The 19828-nt window shown below is 71.1% G+C and carries 19 protein-coding genes; 13 read left to right on the forward strand and 6 right to left on the reverse strand.

What is annotated here, in order from left to right; genetic code table 11:
* Nucleotides 1-21: 21 nt before the first annotated feature.
* From ACZBH1_RS14495 to mutM, 6 genes are read left to right on the forward strand one after another with little or no spacing between them, the layout of a single operon-like run.
* Nucleotides 22-2184: an ATP-dependent DNA helicase RecG gene (locus ACZBH1_RS14495; RefSeq protein WP_463646789.1), complete on the forward strand. Its 2163-nt coding sequence runs from the start codon at nt 22-24 to the stop codon at nt 2182-2184.
* A 41-nt stretch (nt 2185-2225) separates the two neighbouring features.
* The gene (coaD, locus tag ACZBH1_RS14500; protein ID WP_336396916.1) at nt 2226-2723 is read left to right on the forward strand and encodes a pantetheine-phosphate adenylyltransferase; all 498 of its coding nucleotides are present in this window, start codon (nt 2226-2228) and stop codon (nt 2721-2723) included.
* Nucleotides 2724-2783: 60 nt separating this feature from the next.
* The gene (locus ACZBH1_RS14505) at nt 2784-3320 is read left to right on the forward strand and encodes a YceD family protein (RefSeq protein WP_452324536.1); all 537 of its coding nucleotides are present in this window, start codon (nt 2784-2786) and stop codon (nt 3318-3320) included.
* Between the two features lie 31 nt (nt 3321-3351).
* Entirely contained in the window at nt 3352-3561 is a 210-nt protein-coding gene (gene rpmF, locus ACZBH1_RS14510; protein WP_050721097.1) for a 50S ribosomal protein L32, read from the forward strand.
* Nucleotides 3562-3576: 15 nt separating this feature from the next.
* On the forward strand, nt 3577-4278 hold the full coding sequence (gene rnc, locus ACZBH1_RS14515; protein WP_336396917.1) for a ribonuclease III: 702 nt from the start codon (nt 3577-3579) through the stop codon (nt 4276-4278).
* Nucleotides 4271-5194 (forward strand): bifunctional DNA-formamidopyrimidine glycosylase/DNA-(apurinic or apyrimidinic site) lyase, encoded by a 924-nt coding sequence (gene mutM, locus ACZBH1_RS14520; protein WP_336396918.1) that lies wholly within the window; start codon nt 4271-4273, stop codon nt 5192-5194. Before rnc ends, mutM begins: the two co-directional genes overlap by 8 nt.
* Here the strand turns inward: mutM and ACZBH1_RS14525 are convergent, their stop codons facing one another.
* The 3 genes from ACZBH1_RS14525 to ACZBH1_RS14535 form a co-directional block, all read right to left on the reverse strand.
* Entirely contained in the window at nt 5195-6295 is a 1101-nt protein-coding gene (locus tag ACZBH1_RS14525; RefSeq protein ID WP_452324496.1) for a GNAT family N-acetyltransferase, read from the reverse strand.
* Nucleotides 6288-7370 carry a GNAT family N-acetyltransferase gene (locus ACZBH1_RS14530; protein WP_463646790.1) on the reverse strand — a complete coding sequence of 361 codons (1083 nt, stop codon included), beginning with the start codon at nt 7368-7370 and terminating at the stop codon, nt 6288-6290. Before ACZBH1_RS14530 ends, ACZBH1_RS14525 begins: the two co-directional genes overlap by 8 nt.
* Before the next feature lie 83 nt (nt 7371-7453).
* On the reverse strand, nt 7454-7708 hold the full coding sequence (locus tag ACZBH1_RS14535; protein WP_463646792.1) for a hypothetical protein: 255 nt from the start codon (nt 7706-7708) through the stop codon (nt 7454-7456).
* A 487-nt stretch (nt 7709-8195) separates the two neighbouring features.
* Here ACZBH1_RS14535 and smc point away from each other — a divergent pair, with 487 nt between their 5' ends.
* From smc to ACZBH1_RS14550, 3 genes are all read left to right on the forward strand, one after another.
* Nucleotides 8196-11744, forward strand: coding sequence for a chromosome segregation protein SMC (gene smc / locus ACZBH1_RS14540; protein ID WP_463646793.1), 3549 nt, complete (start codon nt 8196-8198; stop codon nt 11742-11744).
* Nucleotides 11745-11759: 15 nt separating this feature from the next.
* Nucleotides 11760-12632, forward strand: a complete 873-nt coding sequence (gene ftsY, locus ACZBH1_RS14545) for a signal recognition particle-docking protein FtsY (RefSeq protein WP_336396923.1) — start codon at nt 11760-11762, stop codon at nt 12630-12632.
* Nucleotides 12633-12736: 104 nt separating this feature from the next.
* A complete protein-coding gene (locus tag ACZBH1_RS14550) occupies nt 12737-13237 on the forward strand; it encodes a DUF2004 domain-containing protein (RefSeq protein WP_336396924.1) in 501 nt (166 codons plus the stop codon).
* A gap of 17 nt (nt 13238-13254) precedes the next feature.
* On the opposite strand, the gene lipA is transcribed toward ACZBH1_RS14550, so the two are convergent.
* Nucleotides 13255-14307 (reverse strand): lipoyl synthase, encoded by a 1053-nt coding sequence (gene lipA / locus ACZBH1_RS14555; protein WP_452324492.1) that lies wholly within the window; start codon nt 14305-14307, stop codon nt 13255-13257.
* Nucleotides 14304-14942, reverse strand: a complete 639-nt coding sequence (lipB, locus tag ACZBH1_RS14560; RefSeq protein ID WP_378881264.1) for a lipoyl(octanoyl) transferase LipB — start codon at nt 14940-14942, stop codon at nt 14304-14306. The genes lipA and lipB overlap by 4 nt, the downstream gene beginning before the upstream one ends.
* Nucleotides 14943-15035: 93 nt before the next feature.
* On the opposite strand from lipB, the gene ACZBH1_RS14565 reads away from it, so the two are divergent.
* Together ACZBH1_RS14565 and ffh are read left to right on the forward strand one after the other, a co-directional pair.
* Complete coding sequence (locus ACZBH1_RS14565; RefSeq protein WP_463646794.1) at nt 15036-16031, forward strand: TetR family transcriptional regulator; 996 nt, start codon at nt 15036-15038, stop codon at nt 16029-16031.
* A 70-nt stretch (nt 16032-16101) separates the two neighbouring features.
* The gene (gene ffh, locus ACZBH1_RS14570; RefSeq protein WP_452324490.1) at nt 16102-17664 is read left to right on the forward strand and encodes a signal recognition particle protein; all 1563 of its coding nucleotides are present in this window, start codon (nt 16102-16104) and stop codon (nt 17662-17664) included.
* A gap of 40 nt (nt 17665-17704) precedes the next feature.
* Here ffh and ACZBH1_RS14575 read toward each other — a convergent pair whose 3' ends face one another.
* Nucleotides 17705-18868: a glutamate--cysteine ligase gene (locus ACZBH1_RS14575; RefSeq protein WP_336396928.1), complete on the reverse strand. Its 1164-nt coding sequence runs from the start codon at nt 18866-18868 to the stop codon at nt 17705-17707.
* 265 nt (nt 18869-19133) lie between these two features.
* Between ACZBH1_RS14575 and rpsP the strand changes: the two genes are divergently transcribed.
* Both rpsP and ACZBH1_RS14585 read left to right on the forward strand, forming a co-directional pair.
* Complete coding sequence (rpsP, locus tag ACZBH1_RS14580) at nt 19134-19565, forward strand: 30S ribosomal protein S16 (RefSeq protein WP_336396929.1); 432 nt, start codon at nt 19134-19136, stop codon at nt 19563-19565.
* A gap of 4 nt (nt 19566-19569) precedes the next feature.
* Nucleotides 19570-19800: an RNA-binding protein gene (locus ACZBH1_RS14585; protein WP_018171095.1), complete on the forward strand. Its 231-nt coding sequence runs from the start codon at nt 19570-19572 to the stop codon at nt 19798-19800.
* Nucleotides 19801-19828: the final 28 nt, after the last annotated feature.

Consider the following 19828-nt stretch of genomic DNA (forward strand, 5'->3'; position numbering starts at 1 on the left):
CGCCGAATCTAGACTCGTGAGGTGACCTCCTTCGCGCTCGACTCGCGCCTGGGCGGGGCCATCGGCGGCAAGACCGCGGCGGCGCTCGAGCGCGCGTTCGGCATGTCGACCGTCGGCGACCTGCTCGTTCACTATCCGCGCCGCTACGCACGCCGCGGCGAGCTGACGCAGATCTCGTCGCTGCCCGTCGGCGAGCCCGTGACCATCGTCGCCGAGGTCAAGCGGGTCAACGAGCGTCGCATGAAGAACCGCAACGGCACCCTGCTCGAGGTGCTCATCAGCGACGGCAACGGCGACCTGTCCCTGACGTTCTTCAACCAGGCCTGGCGGGTGAAGGACCTGCGGCCGGGGCGCCGCGGCATCTTCGCCGGCAAGGTCGGCGAGTACCGGGGTGCCAAGCAGCTCGCGCATCCCGACTACGAGCTGTTCGAAGACGAGGCGCAGGCCCGCCTCACCGCCGAGGCGAACGCGAATCTCCCGATCCCGATCTATCCGGCCACGAGCACGGTGGCCAGCTGGCAGCTGCAGAAGATCGTCGACCTCGTGCTGGACGGCCTCGGCGATGTGCCCGAGCCCCTGCCCGACGCCCTGCGGGCCCGCCACGGCCTGCTCGACGCGCGCACCGCCATCGAGCGCATCCACCGCCCGACGTCGTTCGGCGAGATCGAACCCGCGCGCGCGACGCTTCGCATGCAGGAGGCGTTCGTGCTGCAGGTCGCCCTGCTGCAGCAGCGGCAGTTCGTGCGGGCGCTGTCGGCGACCAAGCGCCCGCCCGGCGAGCTGCTCGAGCGCTTCGACGCCGCGCTGCCGTTCCCGCGCACCCCCGATCAGGTGAGCGTCGGCGACGACATCGCGCGCGACCTCCAGGGCGACTGGCCGATGAATCGCCTGGTGCAGGGCGAGGTCGGCTCGGGCAAGACGCTCGTCGCGCTGCGCGCGATGCTGCAGGTCGCGCAGAGCGGCGGCCAGTCCGCGCTGATCGCCCCGACCGAGGTGCTGGCGGCGCAGCACGTGCGGTCGATCGCGCGCATGCTCGGCCCGCAGCTGGCCCCCGAGCTCATGCCCACGCTGCTGACCGGCCAGCTTGCCGCGGCGGAGCGCCGCAAGGCGGCGCTGCGCGCGGCGTCCGGGCAGGCCCGCATCGTCGTCGGCACGCATGCCCTGCTCAGCGAGAGCACGACGTTCGCCGACCTCGGCCTGGTCGTGGTCGACGAGCAGCACCGCTTCGGCGTCGAGCAGCGCGAGTCGCTCCGCGCCAAGGGCTCGTCCCCGCACGCGCTGGTCCTGACCGCCACGCCGATTCCCCGCACCGTCGCCATGACGGTCTTCGGCGACCTGGACGTCTCCACGATCCGCACCATGCCCGTGGGCCGAGCGCGCATCGAGACCTTCACGGCCCCGCTCGCCGAGCATCCCGGCTGGTTCGCCCGCGTCTTCGAGCGCATCGCCGAAGAGGTGCGGAAGGGCCACCAGGCCTTCGTCGTCTGCGCGGCGATCGACGCGGAGGCCCTGACCAAGGACGACACCGCGGACGAGCCCCCCGGCGACACCGCCGGCGAGGCGAGCCGCACGCGATGGGGCGTCGTCCAGGTGGGCGACCTGCTGTCGCGGCATCCGTCGTTCGAGAGCATCCGGGTCGAGATCCTCCACGGCCGGATGCCGTCCGACGAGAAGGACGCCGTCATGCAGGCGTTCGCACGCGGCGACGTCGACGTGCTCGTGGCGACCACCGTGGTCGAGGTCGGCGTCGACGTGCCGAACGCCTCGACGATGGCGATCCTCGAGGCCGACAGGTTCGGCGTCTCGCAGCTCCACCAGTTGCGCGGACGTGTCGGCCGTGGGGGAGTTCCTGGTCTGTGCCTGCTGGTGACCGAGACGCCGCTCGGCACGCCGGCGCGGGAGCGCGTCGATGCGGTCGCGTCGACGCTGGACGGCTTCGCCCTGGCGGAGGTCGACCTGGAGCTGCGCGGAGAGGGGGACGTCCTCGGCGATGCGCAGTCCGGCGCGCGGTCGTCGCTGCGCCTGCTGCGCGTGGTCAAGGACGCCGACATCATCGCCGAGGCGCGCGTCGCGGCCGAGCACGTGATCGCCGAAGACCCGGCGCTGCTCGAACACGCGGGACTCGCGGCCGCTCTCGAGCGCAACGTCGGCATGGCCGAGCGCGCGGCTCTGGCGAAGAACTAGCGCGTCCGGGGGCTGGTCGGCCTCCCAGTAGGCTGGTCGGCATGAGCAGCCGGATCGCCGTCGTCCCGGGATCGTTCGATCCGCCGACCCTCGGTCATCTCGACGTCATCCGGCGCGCGGCCATGCTGTACGACCAGCTGCACGTGCTCGTGGTGCACAACCCCGGCAAGGAGGCGATGCTCCCCATCGCGCAGCGCCAGGCGCTCCTGGAGCAGTCCATCGCCGAGAGCGACATCGACGGCGACGTCGTGGTGGCCTCCTGGAGCATGGGGCTTCTGGTCGACTATGCGACGGATGTCGGTGCCGGCGTCCTGGTCAAGGGCATCCGATCGCAGGTCGACGTGGCGTACGAGACCCCGATGGCGATCGTGAACAGGCACCTCGCGCAGATCGAGACGGTGTTCCTGCTCCCCGACCCCGCACACGCGCTCGTGTCCAGCTCACTGGTGCGCCAGGTCGCCTCGCTCGGCGGCGACGTCTCGCCCTTCGTGCCCGGCGCTGTCGCCAGGTTCCTCGACACCGGCGCGCGCGACATCTGACACGGTCACACGGCCACGCGCGCGCACCGCGGCTAGGCTGGAGACGTGGCCAAGAAGCATGTGACGGGTCCCTTCGTCCTCCCTGTCCGCGACATCACCCACCGCCCCGGCGAGATGCGCGAGCACTCCTTCGAGGTGCCCGCGCCCGACAGATGGGGCGAGGGGCTGGTGTCCGTCGCCCAGGGCGAGCAGGTCGCCATCGATGTGCGGCTCGAGTCCGTCCACGAGGGCATCCTCGCCTCCGGAGACATCGACACCGAGTACACCGGAGTGTGCAGCCGGTGCCTCACCGACATCGCCGAGGCCCTCGAAGTCGAGTTTCAGGAGCTTTTCGCGTATCCTGGGGAGGAAGAAGCTGACTTCGAGGTTCAAGACGACCACGTGGATCTTGAAACTCTGGTCAGGGAAGCGGTCGTCCTGTCGCTTCCGTTTCAGCCGGTGTGTCAGCCGGATTGCCCCGGCCTCGATCCGGTCACGGGCGAGCGGCTGGCCGAAAGCGCCGGATCGCAGCAGAGCGAGCCTGTCGATCCACGATGGGCCGCGCTCCAGGACTTCACCATGACCAACGACGACGAATCACCGCGCGCCCGCGGCTGATCGACATCGAGAACACAGAAGAGAGCAAGCCATGGCAGGCAACCCCCCGAAGCGGAAGGTCTCCCGATCGAACACGCGCTCGCGTCGCGCGCAGTGGAAGGCCGAGGCGCCCGCCCTCGTCAAGACGGTCGAGAACGGCAAGGTCGTCTACAGCCGTCCCCACCAGGCGAAGGTCGTCACCGACTCGCAGGGCACGGAGCTGTTCCTCGAGTACAAGGGCCGCAAGGTCGCCGACGTCTGATCGTCGCGCACTGACGTGACCGACGTCACTGCCGAGCGCCTCGCGCTCGCAGATCTCACGCAGAAGCTCGGAGTCGACATCGACCCCGAGCTTCTGTCGCTGGCGCTGACGCACCGTTCGTGGGCCTACGAGAACGGACAGGTGCCGCACAACGAGCGGCTGGAGTTCCTCGGCGACTCCGTGCTCGGGCTCGCCGTGACCGTGCGACTGTTCACGGGGCATCCCGAGCTCGAAGAAGGCGCGCTGGCCAAGCGTCGCGCGAGCGTCGTGTCGACGGTGGCGCTGGCCGAGATCGCGCGCGGGATCGGCTTGGGGGAGCATCTGCTCCTCGGACGCGGCGAGGTGCTCACCGGCGGCCGCGACAAGGATTCGATCCTCGCCGACACGATGGAGGCGATCTTCGGCGCCGCCTACCTGTCCGCCGGCTCGGATGCGGCCACCGGCCTCGTGCTGCGACTGGTCGAGCCGTTGCTCGCCGATCCGGAGCGGTACGGCGCCGCCATGGACCCGAAGACGGCGCTCCAAGAGCTCGCCGCCCGCGGCGGGATGCAGCCCCCCGCATACGCGGTCACCTCCACCGGCCCCGACCACGACCGCCGGTTCACCGCCACCGTCGTCATCGGCGACCTGACGGCGGAGGGCCTCGGCACCAGCAAGAAACACGCTGAGATGGCCGCGGCGCTCAGCGCGTGGCGCGATCTCAGCGGCCGTGCCTGAGCTGCCCGAGGTCGAGGTCGTCCGCGCCGGCCTCGCACCCGCCGTCACGGGCGCCCTGGTTCTCGGGGTCACCGTGCTCGACGAGCGCGCCCTGACGCGGCATCCGGGCGACGGCGCCGACTTCGAGGCGCGCCTGACCGGAAGGGTCCTGGCCGCCGCCGCCCGACGCGGCAAGTTCCTGTGGCTGCCCCTCACGGCGGCCGACGGCCGCGCGGCGACGGAGGCGGTCGTGGGGCATCTGGGCATGAGCGGGCAGATGCTGCTCCGTCCGCCGGGCAGTGCGATCGAGCGTCACGAGCGCGTCCGCCTCGATCTCGTGCACCCGGCGCACGGAGAGCTCGCGGTGGTGTTCGCCGACCAGCGGACCTTCGGTTCGCTGGCGATCGACGAGCTCGTCGCCACGCCGGACGGTGCGCCGGGCGGAGACGGCTGGTCCGAGGCATCCGTCCCTTCGCAGGTCGCCCACATCGCGCGCGACCCGCTGGATCCCGCATTCTCGGACGCCGGGTTCCGCCGCGTCCTCGCGCGCAAGGACTCCGCCATCAAGCGCGTGCTGCTCGATCAGACGGTCGTGAGCGGCGTGGGCAACATCTACGCGGACGAGTCCCTGTGGGCGGCCCGCATCCACCCCGAGACCCCTGCTCGGGACCTGTCGACGCGGGCGGTGAACCGCCTGCTCGGCGAGGTGCGGCACGTGCTGGACAAGGCGCTGGCCGAGGGCGGCACCAGCTTCGATGCGCAGTACGTCAACGTGAACGGTCAAGCCGGATACTTCGCCCACTCGCTCAACGCGTACGGCCGCACCGGGGAGCCGTGCCCCCGATGCGGCCGTCCGATCGTCCGGGTCTCGTTCACCAACCGGTCGAGCCACTTCTGCGCGCACTGCCAGAAGGCCCCTCGTCGCGCGGCCGGCTGATCACAGCGGGAGCACCTTCTTCCACGCGCCGGCATACGAGGCCGGCACGAAGCCGATGGTCTCGTTGATGTCGAGCATGTGGCGGTTCTCCTCGGCGTTGAACGTCGAGACCCGCGGTGACTCCGGCACGAGCTCGCGCCAGCGCAGCAGGTTCGCGCACTTCACGATCGTGCCGAGGCGGTGTCCGCGATGCTCTTTGACGACGAGCGTGCCGTACTGCTGCGTGGCACCGCTGCGGTCGTCGCCGATGGCGAGCTCGTTGTACGCGGCGATCCGCCCGCTCGGCACATGCAGCACGGCGGCGACCGAGACGGTGAGTCCCTGCGCCTTCAGCCGGGCGTCGCGACGCTCGACACGGGCGGCGTCCCAGTGCTGCTCGTCCATCACCAGACCGCCCGCGGGCACGTCGGTCGACATGCGCGAGAGGGCGTAGGCGAAGCCGTCGACGTACTCGGCGGGCGTCGGCGACGTCCACTGGATCGAGCGGTAGTCGTCACCGGCGGCGGCCAGCGCGTCGCCGAGCATCCGCTCGACGAGCGTGAAGTCGCCGGTCAGGTCGAACACGCTGTTGCGCTCCACCTGCTCCAGCGTGAAGCCGCTGTCGACGGCGAACCGGGTCTGCGGGTCGTCGGCGGGGATCGACCCCCAGCCGGTCGACGGCTCGAGCCGCGGCCCGACTGCGCCGGGGCGGTGGAGGGTCCACGTCTGGATCGTCGCCAGACCGCGCTCGCGCGCCTCGCGCTCGACCTCGGCCAGCAGCAGCTCCTCGGCACCGGCTCCGCGGTGCGGCGGGGCCACCATGAGATCGAACTCGAGCGCACTCACGTCGGGCTCGTTCGAGATCATCAGCTTCACGGCGCCGATGACGTCGCCATCGCGCAGCGCGGCGTAGCCCAGCTGCGTCCAGTCCGACTGGTCCTGCCAGAACCCGAGCATCTCCCCGGGCTCCTCGCGCAGGTAGTCGTGACCGGCGTCGTTCAGGCACACCGCGTTGGCGATGCGCACCATCTCCAGGAACACCCGTGCGTCTGCGGACTCCGTCGACTCCGGCACGGGGATCGGCTGCACGGTCAGCACGGCGGTATCGGCCAGGTCAGTCATCGAGCACCTTCTTCCACGCTCCGACGTACGCGATCGGCGCGAAGCCGATCGCCTCGTTGATGTCCAGCATGGGCCTGTTCTCCTCTGCGTTGTAGGTGATGACGCGGCGGGACTCCGGGGCGACGTCGCGCCACGACAGGAGCCCCGCGCACTTGACGAGCGTGCCGAGCCGGTGACCGCGGTGCTCCTTGAGGACGAGGGTGTCCTCCTGGTGAGACGCCTCGGTGCGGTCCTTTCCGATGACGAGCTCGTTGAAGGCGCACAGCTCGCCGGTGGCGATGTGCTGCGCTGCCGTGACCTGGATGGTGCGCCCCGACCCGGTGTACTTGGCGTCGTGCTCGGCGATGCGGGCGGCATCCCACTTCTCCTCGTCGAACTCGAGCGCCGCCGCGGGCGCGTCGGTGGACATCCGCGACTTCATCCACGCGTAGCCGTCGGCGAACTCCGGCGGCGTCGGGGCGAACCACTGCACCACCCGATAGTCCTGTGACGCGGCCTGCGCTTCGCCGAGCAGCCGCTCGACCTCGTCGAACGAGCCGGTGAGATCGAACGCGCTGTTGCGCTCCACCTGCTCCAGCGCGTAGCCGTGGCGGACGAAGAATCGCGCGATGTGATCCTCGGGGATCGCGCCGAACCCGGTGGGCGGCGCGAGCTGCGGCCCCGGTGCGGCAGGGTGCTCGGCCCACGACTGCAGCACGGTGCGTCCGTGCTCCCGCGCCGTGCGCTCGACGAGCTCGTAGGCGGCGGAGCCGATCCCGCGGCCCCACGTCGCGTGGAGCAGCTCGATGAGCCAGAACGCCGAATGCGAGCCGTCCTCGTGGGGAAGGTCGATGCCGATGCGGCCGATCACGGCGCCGTCATCGACGACGATCCATGCCAGGCGGGTCTCGTACGGCGTGGGCCGGTAGTGGGGGAGGAGCTCCTCCGCGGAGATGCGGTGGTCGTCGTGGCCCGAGATCTCGCGGTAGATCTCGTTGCGGACCCGGACCATCTCGACGAAGTCGGCGGCGTCGGGGGAGTCGACGGACTCGGGTACGAGCAGCGGCCGGAGCTCCAGCCCGGTGATGGTGGCCATTTCGTTGCGTCCTTGCGTGGTGGGTGCGGTCGTCTGTGGAGTGGGGTCCGCCGCCCGGGTGCGGGCGGCGGACCCGGTGGCCGTCACGGCCGTGGCGCGAGGGAGGCCTCGCGGAAGTAGAGGCGCTCTCGGAGCGCCGCGTCCTCCTGCCGCCGGTACGCCTCGGCGTGGCGGCGGCGATCGTCGGTGAGCCGCGGTGTGCGGGTGCTCCACAGCAGGAGACGCACGCCCGCGTGCAGGGCGAGACGGTCCAGGAGCGAGATGCGGGTGTCGCGGCTCGGGAGCCGCAGCGTATCGGGCCGGCCCGAGGGGCGCTGCGGCGCGATAAGGGTGTTCATGATGGTTCTCTTTCCGATCTGGAAGGGATGCCTCCGGCGGGCGCCGGAGGCGGAGATGCCGTGCCGCAGCACGACGGGACGATGCAGGGGGAGCGCGCTCACCACCGCAGGGCGGATGCGGCGCAGCAGACGGGTGTCGCCCGGAAGCGGGCAGACTCGTCCCCTGCGGGGATCAGATGGCGGCGGGGAAGCGGCCGCTCAGCACCGCGCCGAAGGAGAGGGTCCCCGACGCGCGCAGACGAATCGCACCGCCGAATCCGGCGGTGATTCCTGTGGTGTTCATGTGCATCATCGGTGACCTCCTTTCTCGACTTCAGACGCGGTGAGTGACGTTACAGGGTGCGGGAGACCCGCGTCAAGCGTTTTCGCAGATTCGGTGATCCCATGGCGTGTCGCGCATCCGCCCGGCGCTCCGCTCGCCTGCCGGGCTCACGCGGCCGGCTCGGGTAGCGTAGGCGGGTAATCGAGGCGGGGTGGGGGGCGGTCCATGCACCTGAAGAGCGTGACGCTCAAAGGGTTCAAGTCGTTCGCCCAGCCGACGACCTTCGCCCTCGAGCCGGGCGTCACCTGCATCGTGGGACCGAACGGATCCGGCAAGTCGAACGTCGTCGACGCCCTCGCCTGGGTCATGGGCGAGCAGGGGGCGAAGACCCTCCGCGGCGGCAAGATGGAGGACGTCATCTTCGCCGGCACCGCGACCCGTGGGCCGCTGGGCCGCGCCGAGGTGCAGCTCACGATCGACAACAGCGACGGGGCGCTGCCGATCGACTACTCCGAGGTGACGATCAGCCGCACGCTGTTCCGCAACGGCACGAGCGAGTACGCGATCAACGGCGAGTCCTGCCGGCTCCTGGACGTTCAGGAGCTGCTGAGCGACTCCGGGCTCGGCCGCGAGATGCACGTGATCGTCGGCCAGGGCCGGCTCGACAGCGTCCTGCAGGCCACGCCCGAGGACCGCCGCGGATTCATCGAGGAGGCGGCGGGCATCCTCAAGCACCGCCGGCGCAAGGAGAAGACCCTGCGCAAGCTCGACGCGATGGAGGCCAACCTCACGAGACTGAGCGACCTGGCCGGTGAGCTGCGGCGCCAGCTCAAGCCGCTGGGCCGCCAGGCGGAGATCGCCCGCGAGGCCGCGACGATCGCTGCGGTCGTGCGGGACGCCAAGGCGCGGCTGTTCGCCGACGAGATCGCGGGCCTGCGCGACGAGCTGGCCTCGCACGCCCGGAGCGAGCAGGAGCGTCATGGGGAGCGCATGGTGCTGCAGGAGCGCCTCGACAACGCCCGGGTGCGCATCGAGCAGCTCGAGAACGATCAGCGCTCGGAGAGCGTCGACCGCGCCCGCCACGTCGCGCACGGCCTCGAGCGCGTCCAGGAGCGGCTGCGGAGCCTGTACGCCCTGGCCGGCCAGCGGCTCGCCCTGCTGGGTGACGCCGAGGACGAGGAGCGCATCGAGCTGACGACCGTGTCGCAGGCGATGATCGACGAGGCGCGCGCCGAGATCGACGACGTGTCCGACGGGCTGGGAGCGGCCCAGGATGCCGCCGCCGAGGCGGCACGCGAGGTCGTGCGCGCCCGCGCCGAGCTGGACGCGCTCGACGTCGACATCGCGGAGCAGAGCGCCCTCGTGTCGGAGCACGACATGCGCATCACGGCGCTCCGCGGCACCGCCGAGGCCGCGGCATCCGCTCTCGCGGCCGTCCGCGGCGCCGTCGAGCGTCAGCAGCGGGCGCTGGATGCGGCACTGACACGCCGCGCGGAGGCCGAGGAGATCCTCGACGGCGTCGACCCCGATCTCGTGCCGGAATCCTCGTCCGCCGACCAGGCCGCCGCCTACGAGCGCGCGCAGCGGGAGGCGGCCGACGCGGAGGCGGCGGTCGCGGCCCTCCGCGACCGTCTGCACGCCGCCGAACGCGAGCGAGACGCCCTGACGGCTCAGACCATGGCGCTCAGCCGCGCCCTCGACGTCAAGAACGGCGCGTCCGCGCTGATCGCCCAGGGGCGCGAAGGCGTCCGTGGGCTCGTCGGAGACGCGGTGCAGGTCAAGCCGGGGTTCGAGGCGGCCATCGCGGCCGTCTTGGGTCCCGTCGCGGAGGGCGTGCTCGTCGACGACCGCGACAGCGCGTTCGCCGTCGCGGACGACGCGCGCGACTCCGAGGCCGGGATGGTCGACATCGTGATCGCCTCGGCCGGGACGACGCGTCCGGCGTTCCCGCCGCAGGACGGCGTGGTGCCGGCGCGCGAGGTGGTCACGGCGCCCGACGGCGTGCTCGGGCTGCTCGCGTACGTCGTGGTCGCCGACGACCTTCCGACCGCGCGTGCGGCCGGTCCGGCGCTGGCCGCCGCAGAGCTCGGCGGGCCGATCACGCTCGTCACCCGTCGTGGCGAGGTGTACACCGAGCACTCGCTGCGCGCGGGCGCGGGCGCGTCTCGATCGCGCCTGGAGCTTGCTGCTGAGCGGGATGCCGCAGCCGACCGCCGCGACGAGATCGCCGTCGTCGCCGACTCGCTGCGGGAGGCGCTGGCGGACGCGACGCGCGAGCTGGAGTCGGCGCGGCAGCGCACCAAGACGGCGCTGGCGACGCTGCGCGAGCACGATGCGGCCCTCGCCGCCCACGCCGAGCAGGTCAACCGGGCCACGGTGCGTCATGAAGCCGCCGTCGCCGAATGCGAGCGCCTGGCCGCCGGACTCGCGCAGGCTGCAGCAGCCGTAGACGAGGCCGAGGGCGCCGCGCGCTCGGCGGAGGAGCAGCTCACCGCGGCACTGGAGGCCCCGCGCCCGATCCTCGACGCCTCGGCGCGCGAGGGCATGCTCGCGGCGCTCGAAGAGGCGCGGGACGGCGAGATGCGCGCGCGGCTCGACGTCGAGACGCTGCGGGAGCGCATCCGGGCCGGCGAGGCGCGCGTGATCGCGCTCGAGCGTCAGCGCGAGCGGGAGCGCGAGGCGGCGGCCGAGGCCGCACGCCGCGCGGTCGTCCGCCGCGCGCAGCGCGAGATCGCCGCAGGCGTGGCGGGGCAGCTTCCGGCCGTCATCGACTCGGTCGACCGGTCGCTCGCGCAGGCGCGCGCGGAGCTCTCCGCGGCCGAAGCCGAACGCGCCGCCGTCACGACGGAGCTCGCGACGCTGCGCGGCCAGGAGGCGTCGGTGCGCGAGCGCCTCGCGGGGCTCACCGAGAGCGTGCACAGCCTGGAGCTGCAGATCCACGAGAAGAGGCTGCACGTCACCGGCATCCTCGAGCGGGTGCAGTCCGAGCTCGGCCTCGACGAGGACATTCTGATTTCGGAATATGGCCCGGATCAGCCGGTTCCGCTGGATCCCGTGGCGGATGCGACCGAGACGCTGCGCGACGACGACGGTGCGGCATCCACCCCGTTCGACCGTGCGCAGCAGCGACGACGCCTGCAGGACGCGGAGCGGAAGCTCAGCCAGCTGGGCCGGGTGAACCCGCTGGCGCTGGAGGAGTTCGAGGCGCTCGAGCAGCGCCACAAGTTCATGACCGAGCAGCTGGCCGACCTGACGCAGACGCGCAAGGACCTGCTGACGATCATCGAGGAGCTCGACGAGCGGATGCAGGCCATCTTCCTCGCCGCGTTCGAAGACACGAGGACCGCGTTCGGCGAGGTGTTCCCCATCCTGTTCCCCGGTGGCACGGGATCGATCAGCCTCACCGACCCCGACTCGCCGCTCACCACCGGCATCGAGGTCGCGGTGAGGCCAGTGGGCAAGAAGATCGAACGCCTCTCGCTGCTGTCGGGCGGCGAGAGGTCGCTCGCCGCCGTCGCGCTGCTGACGGCGATCTTCAAGGCGCGCCCGAGTCCGTTCTACATCCTCGACGAGGTTGAGGCGGCGCTCGACGACGCGAATCTGGGTCGCCTCCTGGGCGTCTTCGAGCAGCTGCGGGAGTCCAGCCAGCTCATCGTGATCACGCATCAGAAGCGCACGATGGAGATCGCCGACGCCCTCTACGGGGTGTCGATGCGGCAGGACGGCGTGTCCGCCGTGGTGGGGCAGCGCATCGCCGAGCGCGTCGCGTCCTGACCCTAGGCTGGGGGTATGGCAGAGAGCTCCTGGTCGCTCGGTCGCGCGCTGCGCGGCATGTTCGTCAAGCCCACCATCGACGACAGCACGTGGGAAGACCTCGAGACGGCGCTGCTGACCGCGGACTTCGGCCCCGACATCACCGAGCGGATCGTGGATGAGCTGCGCGAGAAGGTCGAGCGCTACCGCACGACCGACCCGCGGGACCTGCAGCGGATGCTGAAGGAGACGCTCGAGGAGCACTTCGCGAAGTTCGACACGACGCTCCGGCTCACGGAGCGCCCGGCCGTCGTGCTGGTGGTCGGGGTCAACGGCGTGGGCAAGACGACGACGATCGGCAAGTTCGCGAAGTTCCTGCAGCGCTACGGCCGCTCGGTGGTCGTCGGCGCCGCCGACACCTTCCGCGCTGCCGCCGTCGACCAGCTCGCGACGTGGGCCGAGCGCGGCGGGGCTGCGATCGTCCGGCCGCAGCAGGAGGGTCAGGATCCGGCATCCGTCGCCTTCCAGACCATCGCGTACGCGAAGCAGACCGGCACCGAGATCGTGCTGGTCGACACCGCGGGTCGGCTTCACACCAAGGGCGGGCTGATGGACGAGCTCGGCAAGATCCGCCGCGTCGTCGAGAAGCAGGCGCCGATCAGCGAGGTCCTGCTCGTGCTCGATGCGACCACCGGCCAGAACGGCGTCATGCAGGCGCAGGCGTTCCTCGAGCACGCCGGCGTGACCGGGCTGGTGATCACGAAGCTCGACGGCTCCGCGAAGGGCGGATTCGTCCTCGCCGTCCAGGAGCGCACCGGGATCCCGGTCAAGCTCCTCGGCCAGGGCGAGGGCATCGGCGACCTCACCGGCTTCACGCCGCACGTGTTCGCGGCCTCGCTCGTGGACTGATCCGGGGCCCTGAGCCCGGCCGCGCGACGCGGGTGCGGCGGCCGATTCCGCGCCATGCCGGGTTCGGGGTATCGCCTGGGCGCGGGTTGCGGTTTCATGGGGACATGGCGATCGAGCACGACTATTTCGGACTCCTCGAATCCGGGCCGGACGGATCGATCTTCTGGTCCGAGAACGTCGAGCTCGGCGACCAGTCCGTGACCGTCGATCTGACCGCGCCCGATCAGGACGACGTCTCCGAGGCGGCCCTCGACGTCGCGGCGGCGCTGATCTCCGCGCTCGAGGACATCGACCGCAGCGCCCGCAACGCGATGGTCAACGAGCTCAGCGATCGCACCAGCGAGGTGACCGAGTACATCCTGCAGCAGCAGGAGACGCTGGGGGAGTCGCTGGAGGACACCCTCGTCGACATCTCCGGCGATGTCCACATCGACGTCATCCGCTCGCTGCAGCTGATGAGCATGACGATCCTCGCGGACGAGCACGGCGGAGCCGACCCGTTCGCCGTCCTCGAGTACGCGCTGGACCCGGATGCCACCGACGACGTGCTGCTGGTCAACCTCGGCTCCGACGGCGCGGTGCTGTCGGTGACGAGCGCCGACTGACCCCGCCCAGAGGCGGGTCACACCGCCTGGGCGAATCCCCGCTCGACGTGGACGTCCTCGGCGATGTGCGCGAGGTGCGCGGGGATCGGGCGGCCCTTCGACAGCATCGACTGCGCCCACAGCCGCCCCGCCCGGTACGAGGAGCGCACGAGGGGGCCGGCGAGCACCCCGAGGAAGCCGATGCGCTCGGCCTGCTCCTTGAACTCCACGAACTCCTGGGGCTTCACCCATCGGGCGACCGGCAGGTGGCGGGGCGACGGCCTGAGGTACTGCGTGATCGTGATGATGTCGGTGCCCGCGGCGTGCAGATCCTCGAGGGCCTGAACCACCTCGTCGGGCTCCTCGCCCATCCCGAGGATCAGGTTGGACTTGGTGATGAGCCCCGCATCCCGGGCCCGCGTCAGCACGTCGAGCGAGCGCTCGTACCGGAACGCAGGGCGGATGCGCTTGAAGATGCGCGGGACCGTCTCGACGTTGTGCGCGAACACCTCCGGGCGACTGTCGAACACCTCGGCGAGCAGCGCGGGATCGCCGTTGAAGTCCGTCGCGAGGATCTCGACTCCCGTGTTCGGGTTCATCTCGTGGATCTGCCGGACGGTCTCGGCGTGGAGCCACGCGCCGCCGTCGGGCAGGTCGTCGCGCGCGACGCCGGTGACGGTGGCGTACCGCAGGTTCATGCGCACGACGCTCTCGGCGACGCGGCGCGGCTCGTCGGTGTCGTAGTCGGCGGGCTTGCCGGTGTCGATCTGGCAGAAGTCGCACCGGCGCGTGCACTGCGAGCCGCCGATGAGGAACGTCGCCTCGCGGTCCTCCCAGCACTCGTAGATGTTGGGGCAGCCGGCCTCCTGGCACACGGTGTGCAGCTCCTCGGTCTTCACGAGGGAGTGCAGCGCCTGGTACTCGGGGCCCATCTTCGCGCGGGTCTTGATCCACTCCGGCTTGCGCTCGATCGGCGTCTGCGCATTGCGGACCTCGAGGCGCAGCAGCTTGCGCCCCTCGGGGGCGGACGGCGCGGATGCCGCACCCGGGACGGCCGCGGTCGCCCCGTGGGAGCCGCCGCACGCGCTCATGCCGGCACCCCCGCGAAATCCGCGGCGAACACGCGGCTCACCGTGTCGATGACGTCGGCCGGGCCGATGTCGGCGCCGGCGATCTCGCTGAGGGTCGTGACCCCGGCATCCGTGATCCCGCACGGGATGATCCCGCGGAAGCCCGCCAGCGTGTTGTCGCAGTTGAGCGCGAAGCCGTGCATCGTCACGCCGCGCTGCACGCGGACGCCGATGGCCGCGACCTTGTCCTCACCGAGCGGGCGGCGCACCCACACGCCGCTGCGCCCCTCGACCCGGTAGCCCTCGACGTCGAACTCGCGGAGCACGTCGATCAGCAGCTGCTCGAGGCGCCGCACATGCGCGACCACGTCGACCGGCTCGGCGAGCCGGACGATCGGGTAGCCGACGAGCTGGCCGGGCCCGTGCCAGGTGATCTTGCCGCCGCGGTCGACGTCGACGACCGGCGTGCCGTCGGCCGGGCGCTCATGGCGTGCGGTGCGGGCACCGGCGGTGTACACCGGCTCGTGCTCGAGGAGCAGCAGCGTGTCGGGACGCACCTGCGCCACGACGTCGGCGTGGACGCTGCGCTGCAGTGCCCAGCCCTCCAGGTACGGCACGTAGTCGGGGGAGAGGCCGACCGTCCTGATGTCGAGCATCGTGCTCCTTCGCGCTGAGTCTGCAGTCATTCATGGATCGCGTCCAACAATATATCGCGGCGCGCGGGATGGAGCCCGCCGTAGGGTGGCTTCATGTCCAGCGAGCACCGGGCGGGCCGGCCGAAGGCGTCGTCGCGCGAGACGATCGCCGAGGCGGCCTGCGAACTGTTCCTCGAGCAGGGATACGAGCAGACCTCGATCGTCGACATCTCCCGGCGGGCGGGCGTCAGCCGCTCCAGCTTCTTCAACTACTTCTCCTCGAAGTCCGACGTGCTGTGGGCAGGCCTGGACGAGAGGCTCGCGGAGTTCGAGCGGCGCATCGCGACGGACGGGAGCACGGATGCCGCGGCCGCCGTGCGCGCAGCGACGCTCGCCATCGCCGACGGCTTCGCGCCCGACAGCCTGGCGCTCGGCATCGTCAACGCCGCTGCGATGGGCCTCGAGGTCGAGTACGAGCGCGACGCCGCGCTCCGACGAGCCCGCGTCGCACGCGCGGTGTCGGCCCGCCTCGCCCACAGCGGCGCCGATCGGGTGCGTGCCGAGGTCGCCGGCGCGGCATGGGGCGGCGCGGTGATCGCCGCGATCGAGGCCTGGGCGCACGACGGCGCCGGTCGCACGTCGCTGGCGCGGTTCCTCGCCCGGGCGAGCGACGCGGCAGGGTCGACCTCGTCGACGGATCCGGTGGGCGAGGTCGCGCAGTTGCGGGTGGTCGTGCAGGCCGCCGCCTTCGAGCAGACCCTCGCGTTCTATCGCGACGTCGTGGGGATGCCGCAGGCCGAGGCGTACGAGGCCGACGGAGGTGCGCGCGTGGCGATCCTCGCGGCGGGGCGCGCCACTCTCGAGATCGCCAATCCTGCGCAGGTCGAGTTCATCGACCGCGTCGAGACCGACGGCGACGCCCCGAGCGACCGCATCCGTCTGGCCCTGGAGGTCGCCGACACCGACGCCGCCGTCGCCCGGCTCGACGAGGGCGGCGCCGTGATCGAGGCATCCGCCCGCGTCACGCCGTGGCGATCCCGCAACGCGCGCCTGCGCGGGCCGGCGGGACTGCAGCTCACCCTCTTCCAGGAGCTCGGGCCCGAGAACTGAGTCGCCGCCCGGGCCCGGCAGGGGGCGAGCGCGAGGCGATGGCATCCGTCGCCGTTAGAATCGGGGGATCATGGCGACTTTCGGCACTCTCTCCGACCGGCTCACCGAGACCTTCCGCAACCTCCGCACCAAGGGCAAGCTCACGCCCGCGGACGTCGACGGCACGGTCCGCGAGATCCGTCGCGCGCTCCTCGACGCCGACGTGGCGCTTCCCGTCGTCAAGGACTTCACCGCCAAGGTGCGCGAGCGCGCACTCGGCGACGAGGTCAACCGGGCGCTCAACCCGGCGCAGCAGGTCGTGCAGATCGTCAACGAGGAGCTCGTCGCCATCCTCGGCGGTGAGCAGCGGCGGCTGCAGTTCGCCAAGAACCCGCCGACGGTGATCATGCTCGCCGGCCTCCAGGGCTCCGGCAAGACGACGTTCGCCGGCAAGCTCGCGCGTCAGCTCGAGAAGGACGGGCACACCCCGCTCCTCATCGCCGCCGACCTCCAGCGCCCGAACGCCGTCAACCAGCTGCAGGTCGTCGCGGAGCGTGCCGGCGCCGCCATCTACGCACCGGAGCCCGGCAACGGCGTCGGCGACCCGGTGAAGGTCGCGCGCGACGGCGTGGAGGTCGCGCGCCGTCAGCAGCACGACGTCGTCATCATCGACACCGCCGGTCGCCTCGGCGTCGACGCCGAGCTCATGAAGCAGGCCGCCGACATCCGCAAGGCCACCGATCCCGACGAGGTGCTGTTCGTCATCGACGCGATGATCGGTCAGGACGCCGTCAACACGGCCAAGGCCTTTCAGGAGGGCGTCGACTTCACCGGCGTCGTCCTGTCCAAGCTCGACGGCGACGCGCGCGGTGGCGCTGCGTTGTCAGTGGCCTCCGTCACCGGCCGCCCGATCATCTTCGCATCCACCGGCGAGGGCCTCGAGGACCTCGAGGCCTTCCACCCCGACCGCATGGCGTCGCGCATCCTCGACCTCGGCGACATCCTCACCCTCATCGAGCAGGCCCAGCAGGCCTTCGACGAGGAGGAGGCGCTCAAGGTCGCCGAGAAGCTTGCGACCGAGCAGTTCACGCTCGAGGACTTCCTCGAGCAGATGCAGCAGATGCGCAAGATGGGCTCGATGAAGAAGATGCTCGGGATGCTCCCGGGCATGGGATCGATGAAGCAGCAGCTCGAGGACTTCGACGAGCGCGAGATCGACCGCACCGAGGCGATCATCCGCTCGATGACGCCGGCCGAGCGGCGCAACACCAAGCTCCTCAACGGCTCCCGCCGCCTGCGCATCGCGCGGGGCTCGGGCATGACGGTCACCGACGTCAATCAGCTCGTGCAGCGCTTCGAGCAGGCGGCCAAGATGATGAAGACGGTCGCGCGTGGCGGCGTGCCCAACATCCCGGGCATGGGCCCGGTTCCGGGGGCGGGTCGTCCCGGCGCCTCGTCCAAGCGCGGCAAGCAGCAGAAGGCGAAGGGCTCGCGGTCGGGCAACCCGGCCAAGCGCGCCGCCGAGAACGCGGGCATCGCCGCACAGGCCTCCGAGGCGCCGACGGGGTCGGGCTTCGGCCTGGGCGCGGGCGCCAAGGGCGTGCCGAGCGAGGCCGAGCTGGCCGAGCTGCAGAAGATGCTCGGACGCGGCTGACGACAGCGGGATCAGGCGCGGTCGGCGCGCATCGGCCGTGTCAGTGGCCGAGCGTGGCCAGATGCTCGCGCAGCGTCGGGCCGGAGCGGAACTCGCCGACGAGGTGGCGCACGACCTCGCGCAGATCGCCGTCCGCGGCATCGGCGACCGCGAGCTGCCGCGCGTAGCTCGCGCCCTGCGTGAGGATCGTGTCGATGCCCGCGAGCTCGCGCGCGCACTTCAGATCGACCGCGATGTCGCGGACCTGCTCGAGGGTCTCGCGCAGGTGGTCGACGACCGGGCGCTGCGTGCCCGCGCGATCGACGATCACCCGGGCGTCCAGGCCGTAGCGGGCGGCGCGCCACTTGTTCTCGCGGACGAACCAGGGCTGGATGGTCTCGAGTTCGAGCCCCTCGTCCAGCCGGCGGGAGAGATGCTCGACGAGCACCTGCACGAGGGCGGCGACCGCCGCGAGCTCGGGCAGCGTCGACATCCCGTCGCACGCGCGCACCTCGATCGTTCCCCAGCGCGGTGCCGGGCGGATGTCCCAGCGCACCTCGGTGGCGTCCTCCATCACGCCCGTGCCCACCATGTCGTCGAGGTAGCCCTCGAACTCACGCCAGTCCTGCAGGGGCCACGGGAGCCCCGCGGTCGGCAGCTGCTGGAAGACCAGAGCCCGGTTCGAGGCGTAGCCCGTGCGCTCGCCCGCCCAGTACGGGCTCGACGCCGAGAGCGCCTGCAGGTGCGGCAGGTACACGGCCAGGGCGTTGATGATGGGGAACACCTTGTTGACGTCCTCGACGCCGACATGGATGTGGATGCCCCAGATCATCATGTTGCGTCCCCACCACTGGGTGCGCTCGATGAGCTTGTGGTACCGCGTCTTGTCGGTGACCGCCTGGTGGTACCACTGCGCGAACGGATGACTGCCGGCGCACAGCAGGTCGATGCCGTGCGGATCGGTGAACGTGCGCACCGCCGCGATCGCGTCGCCGATGTCGTCGACGGCGGCCGCGACCGTGTCGCCGATGCCGCTGGTGAGCTCGATGGTGTTCGTGAGCAGCTCGCCGGTGACTGTGTAGCGCTCCAGCGCGGAGTCGTCTTCGAGCGCGTCGAGCACGTCCGGAGCGCGGGGGATGAGGTCTCCGGTCGCGGTGTCGGCGAGCATCAGCTCCCATTCGAGGCCCACCGAGGAACGGGCTGATGTCGCGAAGGGCACCGTCATGCGCACAGTCTGGCACGGTGTTCCGCCGGTCCCGTCCGCTTGACGGCACGGTGCGTCACGTGGTGGGCGGGGTGTTCGCGGGGGCTCCTGCGGTCTGGGGGGCGGGGTGTTCGCGGGGGCTCCTGCGGTCTGGCAGAATAGAGGGCTGGATCACCCGCTCGACCCTCTATCCAGCGCGGAGATCCTCCCTTCAGAGCTTCCGCCGGGTGTGCACCCCACGCTCCAGGCGATCGGTTCGATCACTTTCCACACATTCAGGAGAATCGTGGCTGTCAAGATCCGTCTCAAGCGTCTCGGCAAGATCCGTGCGCCGTACTACCGCATCGTCGTGGCCGACTCGCGCACCAAGCGCGACGGTCGTGTCATCGAGGAGATCGGCAAGTACCACCCCACCGAGGAGCCCTCGTTCATCGAGGTCGACTCCGACCGCGCGCAGTACTGGCTGTCGGTCGGCGCGCAGCCGACCGAGCAGGTGCTCGCCATCCTCAAGCTGACCGGCGACTGGGGTCGTTTCAAGGGCGACAAGGACGCCGTCTCGACCGTGAAGACGCGCGACGAGAAGGCCGCGTTCGAGGTCGACTCCTCCAAGAAGTCGGTCGTCAAGCCCAAGGCCGAGAAGAAGGCCGAGGAGCCCGCCGAGGCTCCCGCCGCCGAGGCGACCGACGCGGCCGACGAGGCCGCCGACTCCGCCGAGTAATCCGTTGCTCGCCGCCGCGCTCGAACACGTCGTCAAGGGGATCGTCGATCACCCGGACGACGTCCGCATCGACTCGTCCACGTCGCCTCGCGGCGACGTGCTCGAGGTGCACGTCCACCCCGATGACCGGGGTCGCGTGATCGGGCGCGGCGGCCGCACGGCCAAAGCCCTGCGCACCCTCATCACCGCCCTCGCCGACGGACGCCGCGTGCGCGTCGACGTGGCGGACGACTGAGGTGGCAGGCGAAGACACCACGGGAGCG

This window comes from Microbacterium sp. ZXT2-5 (assembly GCF_055329545.1).